Here is a 15,040-nt window from a genome sequence, read left to right as displayed (position 1 = left end):
AGCTTGGATTTTGACGGCGGCGATTCCCCTCTCCCCCCCGGGGAGAGGGCAGGGTGAGGGGGAACCGCTTGCCGGACGCTCCTCGCAATGCATCCCCCTCACCCAACCCTCTCCCCGGGGGGGAGAGGGCTCTTGTTGAGGACCGAGGCTCATTCTGCCGGCCTGCACGGCTTTGTCGCCGCCGGGCTGCGGCTGGTGCGCACCACGGCGTTCCGGCTGGCGCTGCTCTATCTGGCGATGTTCGTCCTGTCGGTCGGGCTGATCCTGGGCGTCGTCTATCGCACCACCGCAGGCTTCCTGGAGCAGGAGATCGGCGAGACCATCGCGCTGGAGGTCGCCGGCCTGCAGGACCATTACCGCAATTACGGGCTGCCCGGCCTCGTCGAGGTGGTGCGCACGCGCAGCGCGGTGGCCAACAACAACTCCATCTATCTGCTGACCACGGCGGCGGGGGTGATCCTGGCCGGCAACCTGTCGGGCTGGCCGGCGGCGGTGCCCAATGCCAGCGGCTGGACCCATTTCAAGGTAGCCGACTATGGCGGGGTGACCGACAGGCCGTCCACCGCGCAGGCGGTGACCTTCACGCTGCCGGGGCAGTTCCGCCTGCTGGTCGGCCGCGACATGAGCGAGATCGACCAGCTGCGCACCCGGATGTTCCGCTCGCTCGGCTGGATCCTGGGTTCGACCGCCCTGCTCGGGCTGGGCGGCGGGCTGCTGATGAGCCGCGGCGCCATGCGGCGGATCGAGGCGATCAATCGCACCACCCGCCAGATCATGAGCGGCGATCTGAGCGACCGCGTGCCGCGATTCGGTGGCGGCGACGAGATGGACCGGCTGGCCGGCAACCTCAACGCCATGCTGGACCGCATCGAACGGCTGATGACCGGCATGAAGCAGGTGACCGACAGCGTCGCCCATGACCTGCGCACGCCGCTGACCCGGCTGCGCTCCCGCATCGAACTGGCACTGCTGCACGAGACGGAGGACCCGGAGGTCTATCGTTCCGTGTTGCAGGACACCATCGTCGAGGCCGACCGGCTGCTCGCCACCTTCACCGCCCTGCTGTCGATTGCGGAGGCGGAATCGGGCGCCAAACGGCAGGACTTCGTGCCGGTCGATCTGGCGGAGGTGGTGGAACTGGCCGCCGACCTCTACGAGCCGGTGGCGGACGAGCGCGGGCAGCGCCTGTCCGTCGACATCCGCGGCAAGCCGGTCGTCCACGGCAACGGGCAGCTTCTGGCCCAGGTGGTGTCGAACCTGCTCGACAACGCCATCAAATACACGCCGGACGGCGGCAGCATCGCGCTGGTTCTCGACGGTCCGGCTCCCGGACGCGCCGCCTGCATCGAGGTCGCCGACAGCGGCCCCGGCATTCCGCCGGACATGCGCGACAAGGTCCTGCAACGCTTCGTCCGGCTGGACACCGCCCGCGCCTCGCCCGGCAACGGGCTGGGGCTGAGCCTTGTCGATGCGGTGGCGACGCTGCATGGCGCGAAGCTGGAACTGAGCGACAACGGGCCGGGCCTGAAGGTCAGCCTGCTGTTCCCGCCGGAGGCACGCCGGTAAGGGGAGCCGATAGCAGGTCAAAAAAAAGCCCGCCGTGAGGCGGGCTCTTCAAGTGACATCAGCGAGAATGACTCCTTGGCGTCACTGCTGATATGGGGCGGTTCGGGGCAGCTTCCATACCGATCTTCGGACTACCGCCGACGGCCTAACCTGCCAACAGTGCGCAACGTCTGCGGATCCCGCGCGTTCTTCCCGCGAGGCCGTCCCTCCGACGGCCGCGAGTGCGGGAGTTTGAACAGATGGCGACACCCAGCCGGCCCACCGCCTATCAAGCGACACCCCCCGGCGGCGGGGCGGCGCAGACCGAGCCGCCGGCGCGGGCCGGGCGCGGCGAGCTGGCCGTCTTCACCTGGAAGGTGCTGATCGTCGCCGGGGTGGCGGCGCTCAGCATCTTCCTGTGGCGGATCTCCGGCACGCTGCTGCTGATCTTCACCGGCGTGCTGTTCGCCATCCTGTTGCAGCGGCTGACCGGTTATGTGCAGCGGGCGACCGGGCTCGGCCATGGCTGGTCGCTGGCCATCGTGCTGCTGACGCTGGTCCTGCTGGTCGGCGGCGGCGGCTGGCTGATGGGCACCTCGATGGCGGCCCAGCTCGGCCAGTTGCAGGAGCAGGTGACCAAGGCGATGGGCATGCTGCCCGACGGCTGGCGCGACCGCATCATGGAGCAGGGCAAGGAATGGCCTTGGATGAACCAGCTGAGCAGCTTCGCCTCCGGCCTCGTCTATGTCGTCGGCGACGCGGTGGTGGTGATGTTCGCGGCCCTGTATCTGGCGGCGTCGCCGGGGCTCTATCAGCGCGGCGTCGTTCTGCTGGTGCCGCCGCGCGGGCAGAAGCGGGCCTGCGAGGTGATGGATGTGGCCGGCGACAGCCTGTGGAAGTGGCTGATCGGGCAGTTGGTGGCGATGGCGGCGGTCGGCACGATGATCGCGGTCGGGCTTTGGCTGCTCGGGATCCCGTCGGCGCTGGCGCTGGGCATGGTCGCGGGGCTGATGGAGTTCATCCCGCTGGTCGGTCCCTTCCTGGCGGCGGTGCCGGCCCTGCTGATCGGCTTCGCCCAATCGCCGCAGGACGCGCTGTGGGTCGCCGGGCTCTATCTGGTCATCCAGCAGATCGAAGGAAACGTGATCACGCCGCTGTTGCAGAAGCGGGTGGTCGATCTGCCGCCGGTGGTCACCATCGGCGCGATCGCCGCCGGCGGCGTGCTGTTCGGCATAATGGGCATGTTCCTGGCGACGCCGCTCGCCGTCGTCGTGCTGGTGCTGGTCAACCTGCTCTACATCGAGGACAAGCTTGGGGAGCCCAGGCACTTCCCCAGCGATCATTCCTGACGGCCAACAGAACAATCCGGCCGGCCAGCCCAACCGGTCAGCCTTCCGCCGCCGGGGCGGTCTCCGCCCGGCCGGGGTTGGCGGAGCGCAGCGGCAGCTCCTTCAGGAACAGCGTCATGGCAAAGGAGACGACCGCCAGCGCCGCGGCCAGCAGGAACAGGGTGGCGAAGCCGTGCTCCAGCGTCGCCACCACCCCGCCGCGGGCGGCGGCGGGCAGGCCGGCGAGGGCGGCGGCGCCATGCTCCAGAACCGCGCGGCCGGACAGGCCGGCCCCCTCCAGCCGTTCGGACACCACGGCGTTGAAGACGGCGCCGAACACCGCGACGCCGACCGACCCGCCGAGCGAGCGAAAGAAGCCGACCGCGGCGGTGGCGGCCCCCAGGTCGCGATGCTCCACCGCATTCTGCACGGCGACCGTCATCACCGGCATCACCAGACCCAGCCCCATGCCCAGCGGCACCAGGATCAGCGTCGACCACAGCCCGTCCGCCGCCAATGCCGGCAGGCTGCCCAGCAGGGCGTACATGACGCCCGACAGGGCCAGCCCCGCCAGCGGGAAGGCCTTGTAGCGCCCGGTTTTGGCGATCAGCCGTCCGCCGCCGACCGACCCGACGGTCATGCCCAGCACCAGCGGCAGGAGCAGCAGGCCCGACACCGTGGCGCTGGTCCCCTGCACCAGTTGGAGATGCAGCGGCAGATAGACGATGCCGGCGAACAGCACCATCGCCGACACCGCGACCACCGGCGTCGCCACCGCCACCACCGGGCGGCGGAACAGGTGCAGCGGCAGGATCGGCTCCTCGATCCGGCGCTCGTGCCACAGGAAGACCACCAGCATGACGAGGCCGGCTGCCAGCAGGGCCAGCGCCGCCGGGCTGCCCCAGCCCATGGCGTCGCCGCGGGTGGCGACGACCAGCAGACTGGTCACCGCCCCGGTCAGCAGCGCCGCCCCGGCCAGATCGATGCGTGGCCTCGCCCGGCCGGCGGGCAGGCGCGACAGGGTGCTGCGGGTCATGGCGAGCGCGGCGGCGCCCAGCGGCAGGTTGATCAGGAAGATCCAGTGCCAGCCGATGGTTTCGGTGAAGATGCCGCCCAGCAGCGGCCCGGCGACGCTGGCCAGCGCGAAGACGCCGCCGATCATCCCCTGGTAGCGCCCGCGTTCGCGCGGGGCGACGACATCGCCGATGATGGTGAAGGCCAGCGACATCAGCCCGCCGCCGCCCAGCCCCTGCAACCCCCGGAACAGGATCAGCTGGGTCATGCTCTGCGCCGCGGCGCACAGGACGGAGCCGACCAGGAACAGCAGGATCGCCGTTTGCAGCACGCGCTTGCGGCCATAGAGGTCCGACAGCTTGCCGTAGATCGGCGTCGTGGTGGTGGAGGTCAGCAGATAGGCGGTGACCACCCAGGGCAGCATCTCCAGCCCGCCGAACTGGCTCGCCATCGTCGGCAGCGCGGTGGCGACGATGGTCTGGTCCATCGCCGCCATCAGCATCGCCAGAGCCACCCCGCTGAACACCCGCAGGATTTCCTGGTGGGTGAATACGGGATGGGCCGGATCGGGCTGAGCGGGGCGGGCGGCGGTCTCGGTCATGGTCAGGCGTCTCGGACGTGAAGATCTTCGAACGGTGAGATCCCCCTCTCCCCGGGGGGAGAGGGGATTTTTCTGAATGCTTGGACTCACTTCCCCAGCGACATCGGCGGCATGCGGGCCTGCACGCCGTCGCCCTGGGTGGCGGCCAGCAGGGGGCGGAGCTGCGCCAGCAGGGGGCGGAGTTCCGCCACGGCGGCCAGCGCGCCGACCAGTTCGCCCTTGCGGGACACCAGATCGAGTATCTGGTCGGTCACCGACTTCGGCGGCGGGTAGGGGACCAGGCTTACCGGGGCATCGGCGGAGAGGCCGGCGGCGGTGCGGGCCAGCGTCAGCGCCTGTTCCTGGCCGCCCAGATCGTCGACGAGGCCGAGTTCGCGGGCCTGGGCGCCGGTCCAGACGCGGCCCTTGGCGATGCCGCGCGCCTGTTCCGGCGTCATCCGCCGGGCCTCCGCCACCCGTTGCAGGAAGTTGGCATAGGTGTCCTCGATGATGGCGTTCAGCCGTTCCGATTCGCCGCCTTCGAAGGGATGCAGCGGCGACCACATGCCGGCATTCTGCGCGCCCTGCACCCGGTCCCAATGGATGCCGAGCTTGTCGGACAGGCCGCCGATGGCGAATTTGCCGGCGACGACGCCGATGGAACCGGTGACGGTGGCAGGGGAGGCGACGATGTGGTCGGCGGCCAGCGCGATCCAATAGCCGCCCGACGCCGCGGTGTCGCCCATGCTGGCGATCACCGGCTTGCCGCTCTGACGCGCCTTGACCAGGGCCCGCCGGATCGCCTCCGACGCGGAAACCGCGCCGCCGCCGCTGTCGATGCGGAACAGGATGGCGCGCACCTCCGGATCGTCGGCCGCCTCCTCGATGGCCTTGACGATGGTCTCCGACCCGGCGGACATCCCGCCCAGCGTCGGCTTGCCGCTCTCGCCGCCGGTGATGGTGCCGACGGCGTGGATCAGGGCGATGGTCGGCCCCTCGCCGTTGGGGCTGCCGGCAACCGACAGGTAATCGGCCGGATCCAGCGTCTCCGCCCCGGTGCCGGCCCGCTTCAGCGCCTCGTCCCGCGCCTCGTCGGCATAGCCGAGCCGGTCGACGAATTTCTGGTCGAGCGCCTCCTTGCTCAACAGCGGCGCCTTGTCCATGGCGGTCCGCACCGCGGCGGGGGCGAGGCGCCGGCTCTTGGCGATGCCGTCGACCAGCTGGTTGCCGAGGTCGGCGACCAGCGCCTCCATCATCTCGCGGTTGGCCGGGGTCATGCCGGATTTGGTGAAGGTCTCGGCGAAGCTCTTGTATTCCTCGCGCTGGGCGAAGCTCGGCTGCACGCCCAGCTGGTCGAAGGCGTCGCGGGCGAAGGGCAGCTCCGCCGACAGGCCGGTGATGCCCAGCGTGCCCAGCGGTTGCAGCCAGACCTCGTCGAAGGCGCTGGCCAGCAGGTAGGAGCGGTTGCCGGCCCCGGCCCCGCCATATTCCTCGGCGAAGGCGACGGCGAAGCGGCCCGAGGCGCGGAACCGCTCGATGGCGGTCCGCAGCTCCTGGGTCTGGGCGAAGCCGATGCTGTCGTCGCCGAAGCGGGCCAGCACGCCCTTCACCTTCGGGTCGCGCCGGCCGCCGTCGAGCGCGTCCAGCACCTCGCGCAGCGTGGTCTGATGCTCGAACAGGCTGCCGAACTTGCCGTCGTCGCTCTCGGCCAGCGGCTTGGTCAGGTCGAGTTCCAGCACCACGGCGGCGGGCAGGGTGGGTTCGTGACGGACCGCCAGCACCACCACCGCCACCGCGCCGACCACCAGCAGCAGGCCGATGAGCGCGAACAGACGGACGAAGAAACGGACGATCGCCATGATACCTACCCTGTGTGGCCTTGAAGACTACCGATAAGACTACCGATTAGGCTGCCGAGTGCGATGCCGGTGAAAGACCGGGACTTTCCGGGCCTTAGCGGTCCTGGCTGTGGTACTCGCGGTTCGGGATCATGTCCACCGCGGTCGCCACGCGGTTGGACATGTTGTAGAAGCCGACCGTGTCGGCAATGTCGAAGATGTCCTCGGCGCTGAATCCGGCGGCGCGCAGCGCCTCGCGGTCGGGTTCGCCCACCGACATCGGTTCCTTGGTCAGCTTCCAGGCGAAGTCGAGCATGGCGCGCTGGCGTGGCTCCAGCGGGGCGACGCGGTAATTGGCGACCAGCATCTCGCCCAGCTCCGGATCGCCCGACAGCTTGCGCACCGCCTGCCCATGGGCGACCAGGCAGTAATAGCAATGGTTGGCGGAGGAGACGACCACCGCGATCATCTCGCGCTCGAGCTTGCTGAGCCCGCTCTCGCCCAGCATCAGCTCGTTGTAGACCATCGCGAAGTTGCGCAGCTTCTTCGGCCGCAGGCTGTAGGCCTGGAGCACGTTCGGCACGAAGCCCAGCTTTTCCACGCATTTGTCGAACAGGGCCTGCATGTCGGGGTCGAGGTCCGGCTTTTCCGGCAGGGGCAGGGCCATGACGTGATCGGGTTGCGGCATCGGGCGAGTCCTCTCTTTTGTTTGCTGGGCCTTTTCGGCCGGGGGAGGGTAACCGCCACCGCGCGGTTTGTCTTCCGTTCCGCTTGTCGCTCGCCAATCGGGTCCGGTTGTGCCAGAAGTGGAAACTGAATGCGGGAATATGTCCCGGTTGGCGAAACAGACGGCGATGACCCAGCCGAAGCTCGATCTTCTCTCGGTCCTGGTGGTGGAGGACAGCGGCTTCATCCGCACGGTCCTGACGGCGACCCTGCGCGCCATCGGCATCGGCCGGGTGGAGGGGGTGGCGAGCGGCGCCGACGCCATCCGCTGGCTGGAGGAGCGTCGCGCGGCCTTGCCGCCGGGCACCGCCCCGGTCGACCTGATCCTGTCCGATCTGGTGATGCCTGAGGTGAACGGGCTGATGCTGCTGCGCTGGATCCGCTCCAGCCCGAAGAGCCCGGACAAGTTCCTGCCGGTGCTGATGCTGTCGGGGGCCGCCGACCGGCATTACGTGGAGCAGGCGCGCGATCTCGGCGCGACCGACTTCATCGCCAAGCCCTTTTCCGCCCAGACCATCGCCAGCCGGCTGCTGTTCGCCATCGCCCGGCCGCGCCGTTTCGTGCTGGCCAAGGGCTATTTCGGCCCCGACCGCCGCCGCGCCGACAAGCCGGTGGCGATGGATTGCCGGATGACCGCGCCGTCGGAGATCCTGATGGTGCACAGCGCGTCGAAGGCGCGCGGCATCGACCGCTTTCCCGTCATCTATTTCGACCTGCCCAACCGGCTGGGCGCCAAGGCCGGCCTCGCCCCGCGCGATCCGGTGCCGACCCTGCCGCCGGAGGTGCTGGCCGCCGCGGAGGAGGAAATCCTGAACCGTGCCGGTGACTATGCCGTCTGGATCGGCTCGGAGGTGGAGGAGATGGGCCGCCGCGTCGAGCGCCTGCCGCGCGAGCCCGATGCGGTGGCCGGCCTGCTGGCCCAGGTCAACCGCTCGGCCCACGAGATGCGCGGGCAGGGCGGCATCTTCGGCTATCCGCTGATCACCCACATCGCCAAGTCGCTCTACGAGGTGACCCGCAGCGGCCTGACCACAGTGACCGCCAACGAGCATCTGCTGTTCAAGGCCCATGTCGACGCGATCAGGGCGGTGATGACCGGCCGCGTCAGCGGCGACGGCGGCGCGACCGGCCAGCAGCTTCTGGCATCGCTGGAGGTGGCGAAGCGGAAATACGCGAAGGCGACCGGGGTGGGGTGAAGGGAGGCTATTCCCTCATCACCTGCGGCAGGTCGCGCGCACCGTGGACGATGCGGATCACGACGATCCGGCCCGCTTCCGCGGCTTTGTATATGATCAGGTAAGGTGAAACGGACAGGCTGCGCAAACCAACGCCCAACTCCGGACGGCATCGGCCGATGGCAGGCATCGACGCGATCTTTCTGCAATGATCCCGGATATCCAACACCATGCGGATGGCTGCCAGCGGATTAGCCTGGGCGATGTAGTCGCCGATGCTCTCAAGATCGGCATCCGCGGCGGCAGTGAAATCCAGCCGTGCCATTGCTGCCGATCAACCCTGTCCGGGTTCTCCCGCCTTGGCATATTTGGCGATCAGACGTTCGAACAGTATCTCGCCGTCCGTCGTCCGCCCTGCATCCGCATCTTCCAGTCCGACAGCGACATCGTCCTTCAACGACTGCCAGCGTTCCTCTTCACTCTCATCGACCGGTTCGATGGTCACCCGGAAGCGGGTTCCGGCCGGCGGGCGGACGGGGAGGGCGGCCGTGATCGCTCGCGGCAGTTCCTCCGCCGGAATTGTGGCCGTCACTTTGGAGGGGCGTGCCGGCGGGGTCGGCGAAACGGGCATCGCGGGACTCTCCAGGAGAGAAAACGGACTGCTGCCAGGATACATGCCTCCCTCTTGGGTGGAAAGCGGCGACCGCCATGCCGCCTTCCCAACCCCCTCACGCTGCCCGGATCTTCCCGATGAAGTCGGCGACGTCGCTGCGCAGCCCGTCCGCGTTCCGCTTCAGCGCATCGGCCATCGACAGCACCTCCTTCGCCATGGCGCCGGCGCGGCCGGCCTCGGTGCCGACGAGGGAGGCGTTGTGCGACACCTGATCGGTGCCGTCGGCGGCCTGACGGACGTTGCGGCCGATCTCCGCGGTGGCGGCGTTCTGCTCCTCCACCGCGGCGGCGACCGCGGAGATGTTTTCCTCGATGTGGGTGACGATGCTGCCGATGTCGTCGATGGCGCTGACGGTGTGGCCGGTCGCCGCCTGGATTTCGGCCACCTTGGCGGTGATGTCCTCGGTCGCCTTGGCGGTCTGGTTGGCCAGGCTCTTCACCTCCTGCGCCACCACCGCGAAGCCCTTGCCGGCCTCGCCCGCGCGGGCGGCCTCGATGGTGGCGTTGAGGGCCAGAAGGTTGGTCTGGCTGGCGATGTCGGTGATCATCCGCACGATCTCGCCCACCTGCTGGGCGGCGCCGCTGAGATCGGCGATGACGTCGGCGGTGCGCCGGACGTCGCCGACTGCCCGCTCCGCCATCTCGGTCGAGCCCGCCATCTGGCGTCCGATCTCGGCGATGGAGGCGGTCAACTGCTCCGCCGCGGCGGCGACGGCCTGGACATTGTCGGATGCCCCTTCGGACGCGCGGGCGACGGAGAGGACATGGACCTCGGTCTCCGAGGCGATGTGGCTCATCTGCTGGGCATTGCCACGCAGGCCGGTGGCGGCACCCGCCAGCTGTTCGGCGACCTCTTCGATGTGGCGGTCGAACGCGTCGACCAGCCGCTCCAGCCGCTCGGCCTCGCGCAGCCGGTCTTCCTGGTGTTGCCGTTGCTCCGCGGCGAGCCGGTCGGCTTCGGCGAGGCTGAGACGGAACTGGTCGAGACTGCGCGCCATGGCGCCCAGCTCGTCGGCGCGTTCGGCGCCGTGGATGGTCAGTTCGCGCTCGCCCGCTTCCAGCCGCGCCATGTCGCCGTTCAGGCGGGCGATGGGCCGGGTGATGTTGCGGGCGACCAGGACGGCGATCAGCGTCATGGCGATCAACAGGATCGCCAGACCGGCGGCCATGCCGACCAGCCGGGTCATCGACTCCTGCGCGTCGCGGTTGGCGAGCCCGATCAGGTCGTCGGCCACGCGGGTCTCGACGCTGCGCAGCATGTCGATGGCGGTGGTGATGGTGTCGAACCACTTGCCGGCATCGACCCGCTCGCCCTCGGCCCCATAGGCCGATGCGATGCCGATCCGCCGCATCCGCTCCACCTCCGCGATGGCCGGTCCGGCAACGGTCCGGTCGAAATAGCGGGCCTGCTCGTCCGTCAGCTTGTTCTTCAGCCCACCCATCAGCGCCTTGTATTCGCCCGACAGCTCGATGAAGCGTTCATGCGCGTCGGTGGGGAAACGGTCCTTGCGGAAGGCGCCGCCGCCGACCGCCCGCTGCTGGCCCAGCCGCTCCTTCGCTTCCGACAGGGAAACCATGGCGTCGGCGGCGCGCAGCTGGTCGCTGTCGTCGGACAGCGAACGGGACTGCCCGGCGGCGTCGAGCAGCCTGCGGATCAGGGCGGTGTAGCTCGCCACCACCTCCATCGAGGATTGCGCCATGCCGTCGACGCCGGTGCGCAGGCCGGACAGCTGCGACAGTGCGTCGCGGGCGCCGCCAATCGCGGCAGCCACCTGGGAATCGCCGATCCGGGCCTCGGCGAATTGCCGGTTCAGGTCGGCCATCCGGGCGTCGGCAGCGGTCCGCACCGTCTCCAGGCGCTTGCGGTCTTCGGCGAGCTTGCCGCCGAGGAAGATGGAGGAGGAACCGCGTTCCTTCTGAAGCTCGTGCACGAGGCTGGTCATGCCGACCGACAGGCGGGTGACGGAGGCGAGATCGGACGCCCGGCGGCTCGCTTCGACCTGTTCCCACACCAGCAGCGACGACAGCACGACCACGCCTGCCATCGGGACCGACAGGGCCAGCGCCATCTTGCGCGCGAAACGCATGTCGCCGAGCAGCCGATCCGCGACCTTCAAAAGCGAAACCATCTTACGACTCCAACATCCTTGACCGTTGCGGCATGGCGACGAAAGTTCCAAGCCGAAGGTATGAAAGCTAATGGGTTAAAGCACAGTTAGGTTTAACCACGACGTTGGTAGGGAGATTGTTAAGTCACTCCATCAACCGACGCTCATGGGGCCGGCGCGGCCAAAGCGCCGTATCCGACGGTGGGGGCGCGAAATTTGCCTCGCTTCCGTCGCGTCAGGGCGGTAGAACGTCAGTCCCGGTCCGCAGGTCTCTTGGGTTCGTGGCGTGACCGGAGCGGTCTTCCGGAGCGTCCATGTCCAACACCGAATTCCATCGCATCAAGCGCCTGCCGCCCTACGTCTTCGCCGAAGTGAACGCGATGAAGGCGCGAGCTAGGGCCAACGGCGCCGACATCATCGACCTCGGCATGGGCAACCCCGACCAGGCGACCCCCCAGCACATCGTCGACAAGCTGGTCGAGGCCGTGCGCGATCCGAAGACGCACCGCTACTCGAACTCCCGCGGCATCCCCGGCCTGCGCAAGGCCCATGCCGCCTATTACAAGCGTCGCTTCAACGTCGACGTCGATCCCGAGACCGAGTGCATCGTCACCATCGGCTCGAAGGAAGGTCTGGCGAACCTCGCCCAGGCGATCACCAGCCCCGGCGACATCATCCTGGTGCCGAATCCCTCGTACCCGATCCATCCGTTCGGCTTCATCCTGGCCGGCGCCTCGGTGCGCCACCTGCCGGTGGGCATGGAGAACGGGGCGTCGACCGACATCGACAGCTTCATGATCATGCTGGAGCGCGCGGTGCGCCACAGCGTGCCGAAGCCGCTGGCGCTGGTGCTGAACTACCCGTCGAACCCGACGGCCGAGGTGGTCGGGCTGGACTTCTACCGCCCGATCGTCGAGTTCAGCCGCAAGCACGGCATCTACATCCTGTCCGATCTGGCCTATGCCGAGATCTTCTTCGACAACGACCCGCCGCCCTCGATCCTGGAAATCCCGGAAGCGCGCGAGATCGCCGTCGAATTCACCTCGATGTCGAAGACCTATTCGATGGCCGGCTGGCGCATCGGCTTCGCCACCGGCAACAAGACGCTGATCACCGCGCTGGCCCGCATCAAGTCGTACCTCGACTACGGCGCCTTCACGCCGATCCAGGTCGCCGCCGCCGCCGCACTGAACGGTCCGCAGGACTGCGTGCAGCAGGTGCGCGACATGTACAAGCAGCGCCGCGACGTGATGATCGAGGGTCTGGCCGCCGCCGGCTGGGAGGTCCCCAGCCCGAAGGCGTCGATGTTCGCCTGGGCGCCGATCCCGCCGCAGTTCGCCCATCTGGGCTCGCTGGAATTCTCCAAGCTGCTGCTCCAGCAGGCGGAGGTCGCGGTGGCGCCCGGCATCGGCTTCGGCGAATACGGCGACGGCCATGTCCGTCTGGCGATGGTGGAGAACGTCCACCGCATCCGCCAGGCGACCCGCAACATCAAGGAGTTCTTCCGCTCCAACGCCGGCGGCGTTGCGGCGAGCGAGGACCCGGTGGCCCGCGCCGCCCTTCTGGAATCCGAGAAAGCGAAAGCCTGATGCCGAACGCCCAGCAAGCCCCCCTGAAAATCGCCGTCGCCGGCCTTGGTACGGTCGGTGCCGGCGTCCTGAAGCTGCTGGAAACGCAAGGCTCGCTGATCGAACAGCGCTGCGGCCGCCGGATCGAGGTGGTCGCGGTCAGCGCGCGCTCGAAGGGCAAGGACCGCGGCGTCGATCTGTCGCGCGTCCAGTGGTTCGACGATCCCGTCGCGATGGCCGCCCAATCCGTCGCCGATCTGGTGGTGGAGCTGATCGGCGGGTCGGAAGGCCCGGCGCGCGACACCGTCGCCACGGCGCTGGAGACCGGCAAGCATGTGGTCACCGCCAACAAGGCGCTCCTGGCCGTCCACGGCACCGAGATCGCGCAGAAGGCCGAATCGCGCGGCCTGACCGTCGCCTTCGAGGCGGCGGTGGCCGGCGGCATCCCGATCATCAAGGGTCTGCGCGAGGGTCTGGCCGGCAATGCCGTGTCGGAAATCCACGGCATCCTGAACGGCACCTGCAACTACATCCTGACGGAGATGCGGACCACCGGCCGCGACTTCGCCGATGTGCTGGCCGATGCCCAGGCTCTGGGATATGCCGAGGCCGATCCCAGCTTCGACATCGACGGCATCGATGCCGCGCACAAGCTGGCGATCCTGGCGTCGGTCGCCTTCGGCACCCCGGTCGATTTCTCCTCGGTCTATGTCGAGGGCATCCGGCAGGTTTCGGCGGTCGATTTCGACTATGCCGACCAGCTGGGCTTCCGCATCAAGCTGCTGGGCATCGCGCGGCGCACCGGGGCCGGCGTCGAGCAGCGCGTCCATCCCTGCATGGTGCCGGTGGCCGCCCCCATCGCGTCGGTGGACGGTGTGTTCAACGCCGTGGTGGCGCAGGCCGACTTTGCCGACCGGGTGCTGTTCGTCGGCCGCGGCGCCGGTGCCGGCCCGACCGCGTCGGCGGTGGTCGCCGACCTGATCGACATCGCGCGCGGGCGGTCTACGCCCACCTTCGGCGTTCCGGCCGATCGGCTGGGTGCCGCAACCCCCTCGCCGATGGAAGCGCGCCGCGGGTCGTACTACGTCCGCCTGATGGTCGTGGACCGCCCCGGTGTGATAGCGGATATCGCAGCGGCGATGCGCGACCAGAACGTCTCCATGGAGCAGTTCCTGCAACGCGGCCGCTCGCCGGGCGAAGGCGTTCCGGTGGTCCTGACCACCCATGACACCGACGAGGCGGCCATGCAGCGCGCGCTTGCGACCATCGCGGCCAGCGACAGCGTGCTGGAGCCGCCGCGGATGATCCGGATCGAGCAGTTCTGACCGGCAGTTCTGACCGGGACCGTTTCCCACCATAACCAATACACAGCCTGATACGACCGAAGAGTCGGGGGGAGCACACGATGTCTACGCCGTCTACGCATGTCGACCTGTCCCACATGGACCGCAACCTCGCGCTGGAGGCCGTCCGCGTGACCGAGGCCGCCGCCCTGTCGGCCTCGCTGCTGATGGGTCGCGGCGACGAGAAGCTGGCCGACCAGGCCGCCGTCGATGCCATGCGCCAGGCGCTCAACACGCTCTACATCGACGGCACCGTCGTGATCGGCGAGGGTGAGCGCGACGAGGCCCCGATGCTCTACATCGGCGAGAAGGTCGGCGCCGGCATCGGCTCCGGCCCGAAGGTCGACATCGCGCTCGACCCGCTGGAAGGCACCACCATCTGCGCCACCGGCGGCCCGAACTCGCTGGCCGTGATCGCCATGGCGGAGGAGGGCGGCTTCCTGAACGCCCCCGACGTCTACATGGACAAGATCGCCGTCGGCGCCGGCCTGCCGGACAATGTCGTCGATCTGGACGAGACCCCGGCTAACAACCTGAAGGCGCTGGCCGCCGCCAAGGGCACCGAGGTGCAGGAGCTGCTGGTCTGCATCCTGAACCGTCCGCGCCATGCCGAGCTGATCGCCCGCGTCCGTGAAGCCGGCGCCCGCATCATGCTGATCAACGACGGCGACGTGTCGGGCGTCATCGCCACCAGCCAGGCCGGCACCGGCGTCGACATGTATGTCGGCTCCGGCGGCGCGCCGGAAGGCGTGCTGGCCGCGGCGGCGCTGCGCTGCATCGGCGGCCAGTTCCAGGGCCGTCTGCTGTTCCGCAACGACGACGAGAAGGCCCGCGCCGCCAAGTGGGGCGTCACCGACCTCGACAAGAAGTACAGCCTGCACGAGCTGGCGCGCGGCAACGTCATGTTCGCCGCCACCGGCGTCACCGACGGCGCCATGCTGAAGGGGGTCCGCCGCGTTCCGGGCGGTGCCTACACCCACTCGGTCATCATGCGCTCCAAGTCGGGTACGGTCCGCTACATCGAGGCACACCACAACCTGTCGCGCAAGGTCAGCGTGAAGTAAGCGGTTTGCCGCCGGTCCCGCGCGGGGCCGGATGCCATGGACAGGGGCGCGCGGAACTTCTCCCGCGCGCCCTTCTCTT

At 68.8% G+C, this 15,040-nt stretch carries 12 protein-coding genes; 6 read left to right on the top strand and 6 right to left on the bottom strand.

All coding sequences use genetic code 11. From position 1 onward, the window contains the following. The first annotated feature begins 135 nt into the window (after window positions 1-135). Window positions 136-1,566, top strand: a complete 1,431-nt coding sequence (locus ABNQ40_RS25305) for an ATP-binding protein (protein ID WP_391347690.1) — start codon at window positions 136-138, stop codon at window positions 1,564-1,566. A gap of 239 nt (window positions 1,567-1,805) precedes the next feature. After that, window positions 1,806-2,894, top strand: a complete 1,089-nt coding sequence (locus tag ABNQ40_RS25300; RefSeq protein ID WP_391347687.1) for an AI-2E family transporter — start codon at window positions 1,806-1,808, stop codon at window positions 2,892-2,894. Window positions 2,895-2,931: 37 nt separating this feature from the next. On the opposite strand, the gene ABNQ40_RS25295 is transcribed toward ABNQ40_RS25300, so the two are convergent. From ABNQ40_RS25295 to ABNQ40_RS25285, 3 genes are all read right to left on the bottom strand, one after another. Next, complete coding sequence (locus ABNQ40_RS25295; RefSeq protein WP_391347685.1) at window positions 2,932-4,488, bottom strand: MDR family MFS transporter; 1,557 nt, start codon at window positions 4,486-4,488, stop codon at window positions 2,932-2,934. An 86-nt stretch (window positions 4,489-4,574) separates the two neighbouring features. After that, the gene (gene sppA / locus ABNQ40_RS25290) at window positions 4,575-6,326 is read right to left on the bottom strand and encodes a signal peptide peptidase SppA (RefSeq protein ID WP_391347682.1); all 1,752 of its coding nucleotides are present in this window, start codon (window positions 6,324-6,326) and stop codon (window positions 4,575-4,577) included. Between the two features lie 94 nt (window positions 6,327-6,420). Continuing rightward, window positions 6,421-6,993: a peroxidase-related enzyme gene (locus tag ABNQ40_RS25285; RefSeq protein WP_109047389.1), complete on the bottom strand. Its 573-nt coding sequence runs from the start codon at window positions 6,991-6,993 to the stop codon at window positions 6,421-6,423. A 148-nt stretch (window positions 6,994-7,141) separates the two neighbouring features. Here ABNQ40_RS25285 and ABNQ40_RS25280 point away from each other — a divergent pair, with 148 nt between their 5' ends. Beyond that, on the top strand, window positions 7,142-8,227 hold the full coding sequence (locus ABNQ40_RS25280; RefSeq protein WP_247879479.1) for a response regulator: 1,086 nt from the start codon (window positions 7,142-7,144) through the stop codon (window positions 8,225-8,227). Between the two features lie 7 nt (window positions 8,228-8,234). Here the strand turns inward: ABNQ40_RS25280 and ABNQ40_RS25275 are convergent, their stop codons facing one another. The 3 genes from ABNQ40_RS25275 to ABNQ40_RS25265 all read right to left on the bottom strand — a co-directional run bounded on the left by ABNQ40_RS25275 (window position 8,235) and on the right by ABNQ40_RS25265 (window position 11,007). Beyond that, window positions 8,235-8,531: a type II toxin-antitoxin system RelE/ParE family toxin gene (locus tag ABNQ40_RS25275; RefSeq protein WP_391347679.1), complete on the bottom strand. Its 297-nt coding sequence runs from the start codon at window positions 8,529-8,531 to the stop codon at window positions 8,235-8,237. A gap of 9 nt (window positions 8,532-8,540) precedes the next feature. After that, window positions 8,541-8,837 carry a hypothetical protein gene (locus ABNQ40_RS25270; protein ID WP_109047392.1) on the bottom strand — a complete coding sequence of 99 codons (297 nt, stop codon included), beginning with the start codon at window positions 8,835-8,837 and terminating at the stop codon, window positions 8,541-8,543. Window positions 8,838-8,934: 97 nt separating this feature from the next. Then, the gene (locus tag ABNQ40_RS25265; protein WP_109047393.1) at window positions 8,935-11,007 is read right to left on the bottom strand and encodes a methyl-accepting chemotaxis protein; all 2,073 of its coding nucleotides are present in this window, start codon (window positions 11,005-11,007) and stop codon (window positions 8,935-8,937) included. A 293-nt stretch (window positions 11,008-11,300) separates the two neighbouring features. Between ABNQ40_RS25265 and ABNQ40_RS25260 the strand changes: the two genes are divergently transcribed. From ABNQ40_RS25260 to glpX, 3 genes are all read left to right on the top strand, one after another. Continuing rightward, complete coding sequence (locus ABNQ40_RS25260) at window positions 11,301-12,575, top strand: LL-diaminopimelate aminotransferase (protein WP_109047394.1); 1,275 nt, start codon at window positions 11,301-11,303, stop codon at window positions 12,573-12,575. Next, window positions 12,575-13,879 (top strand): homoserine dehydrogenase, encoded by a 1,305-nt coding sequence (locus ABNQ40_RS25255; RefSeq protein WP_109047395.1) that lies wholly within the window; start codon window positions 12,575-12,577, stop codon window positions 13,877-13,879. The genes ABNQ40_RS25260 and ABNQ40_RS25255 overlap by 1 nt, the downstream gene beginning before the upstream one ends. Before the next feature lie 80 nt (window positions 13,880-13,959). Beyond that, window positions 13,960-14,961 carry a class II fructose-bisphosphatase gene (gene glpX / locus ABNQ40_RS25250; RefSeq protein ID WP_174471837.1) on the top strand — a complete coding sequence of 334 codons (1,002 nt, stop codon included), beginning with the start codon at window positions 13,960-13,962 and terminating at the stop codon, window positions 14,959-14,961. Window positions 14,962-15,040: the final 79 nt, after the last annotated feature.

It is taken from the genome of Azospirillum sp. A23 (assembly GCF_042938965.1).
In the GTDB taxonomy this organism is placed as follows: Bacteria; Pseudomonadota; Alphaproteobacteria; order Azospirillales; family Azospirillaceae; genus Azospirillum; species Azospirillum melinis.
The sequence above is the reverse complement of the archived record's forward strand: the minus strand, read 5'-3'. Positions and strand labels throughout refer to the sequence as shown.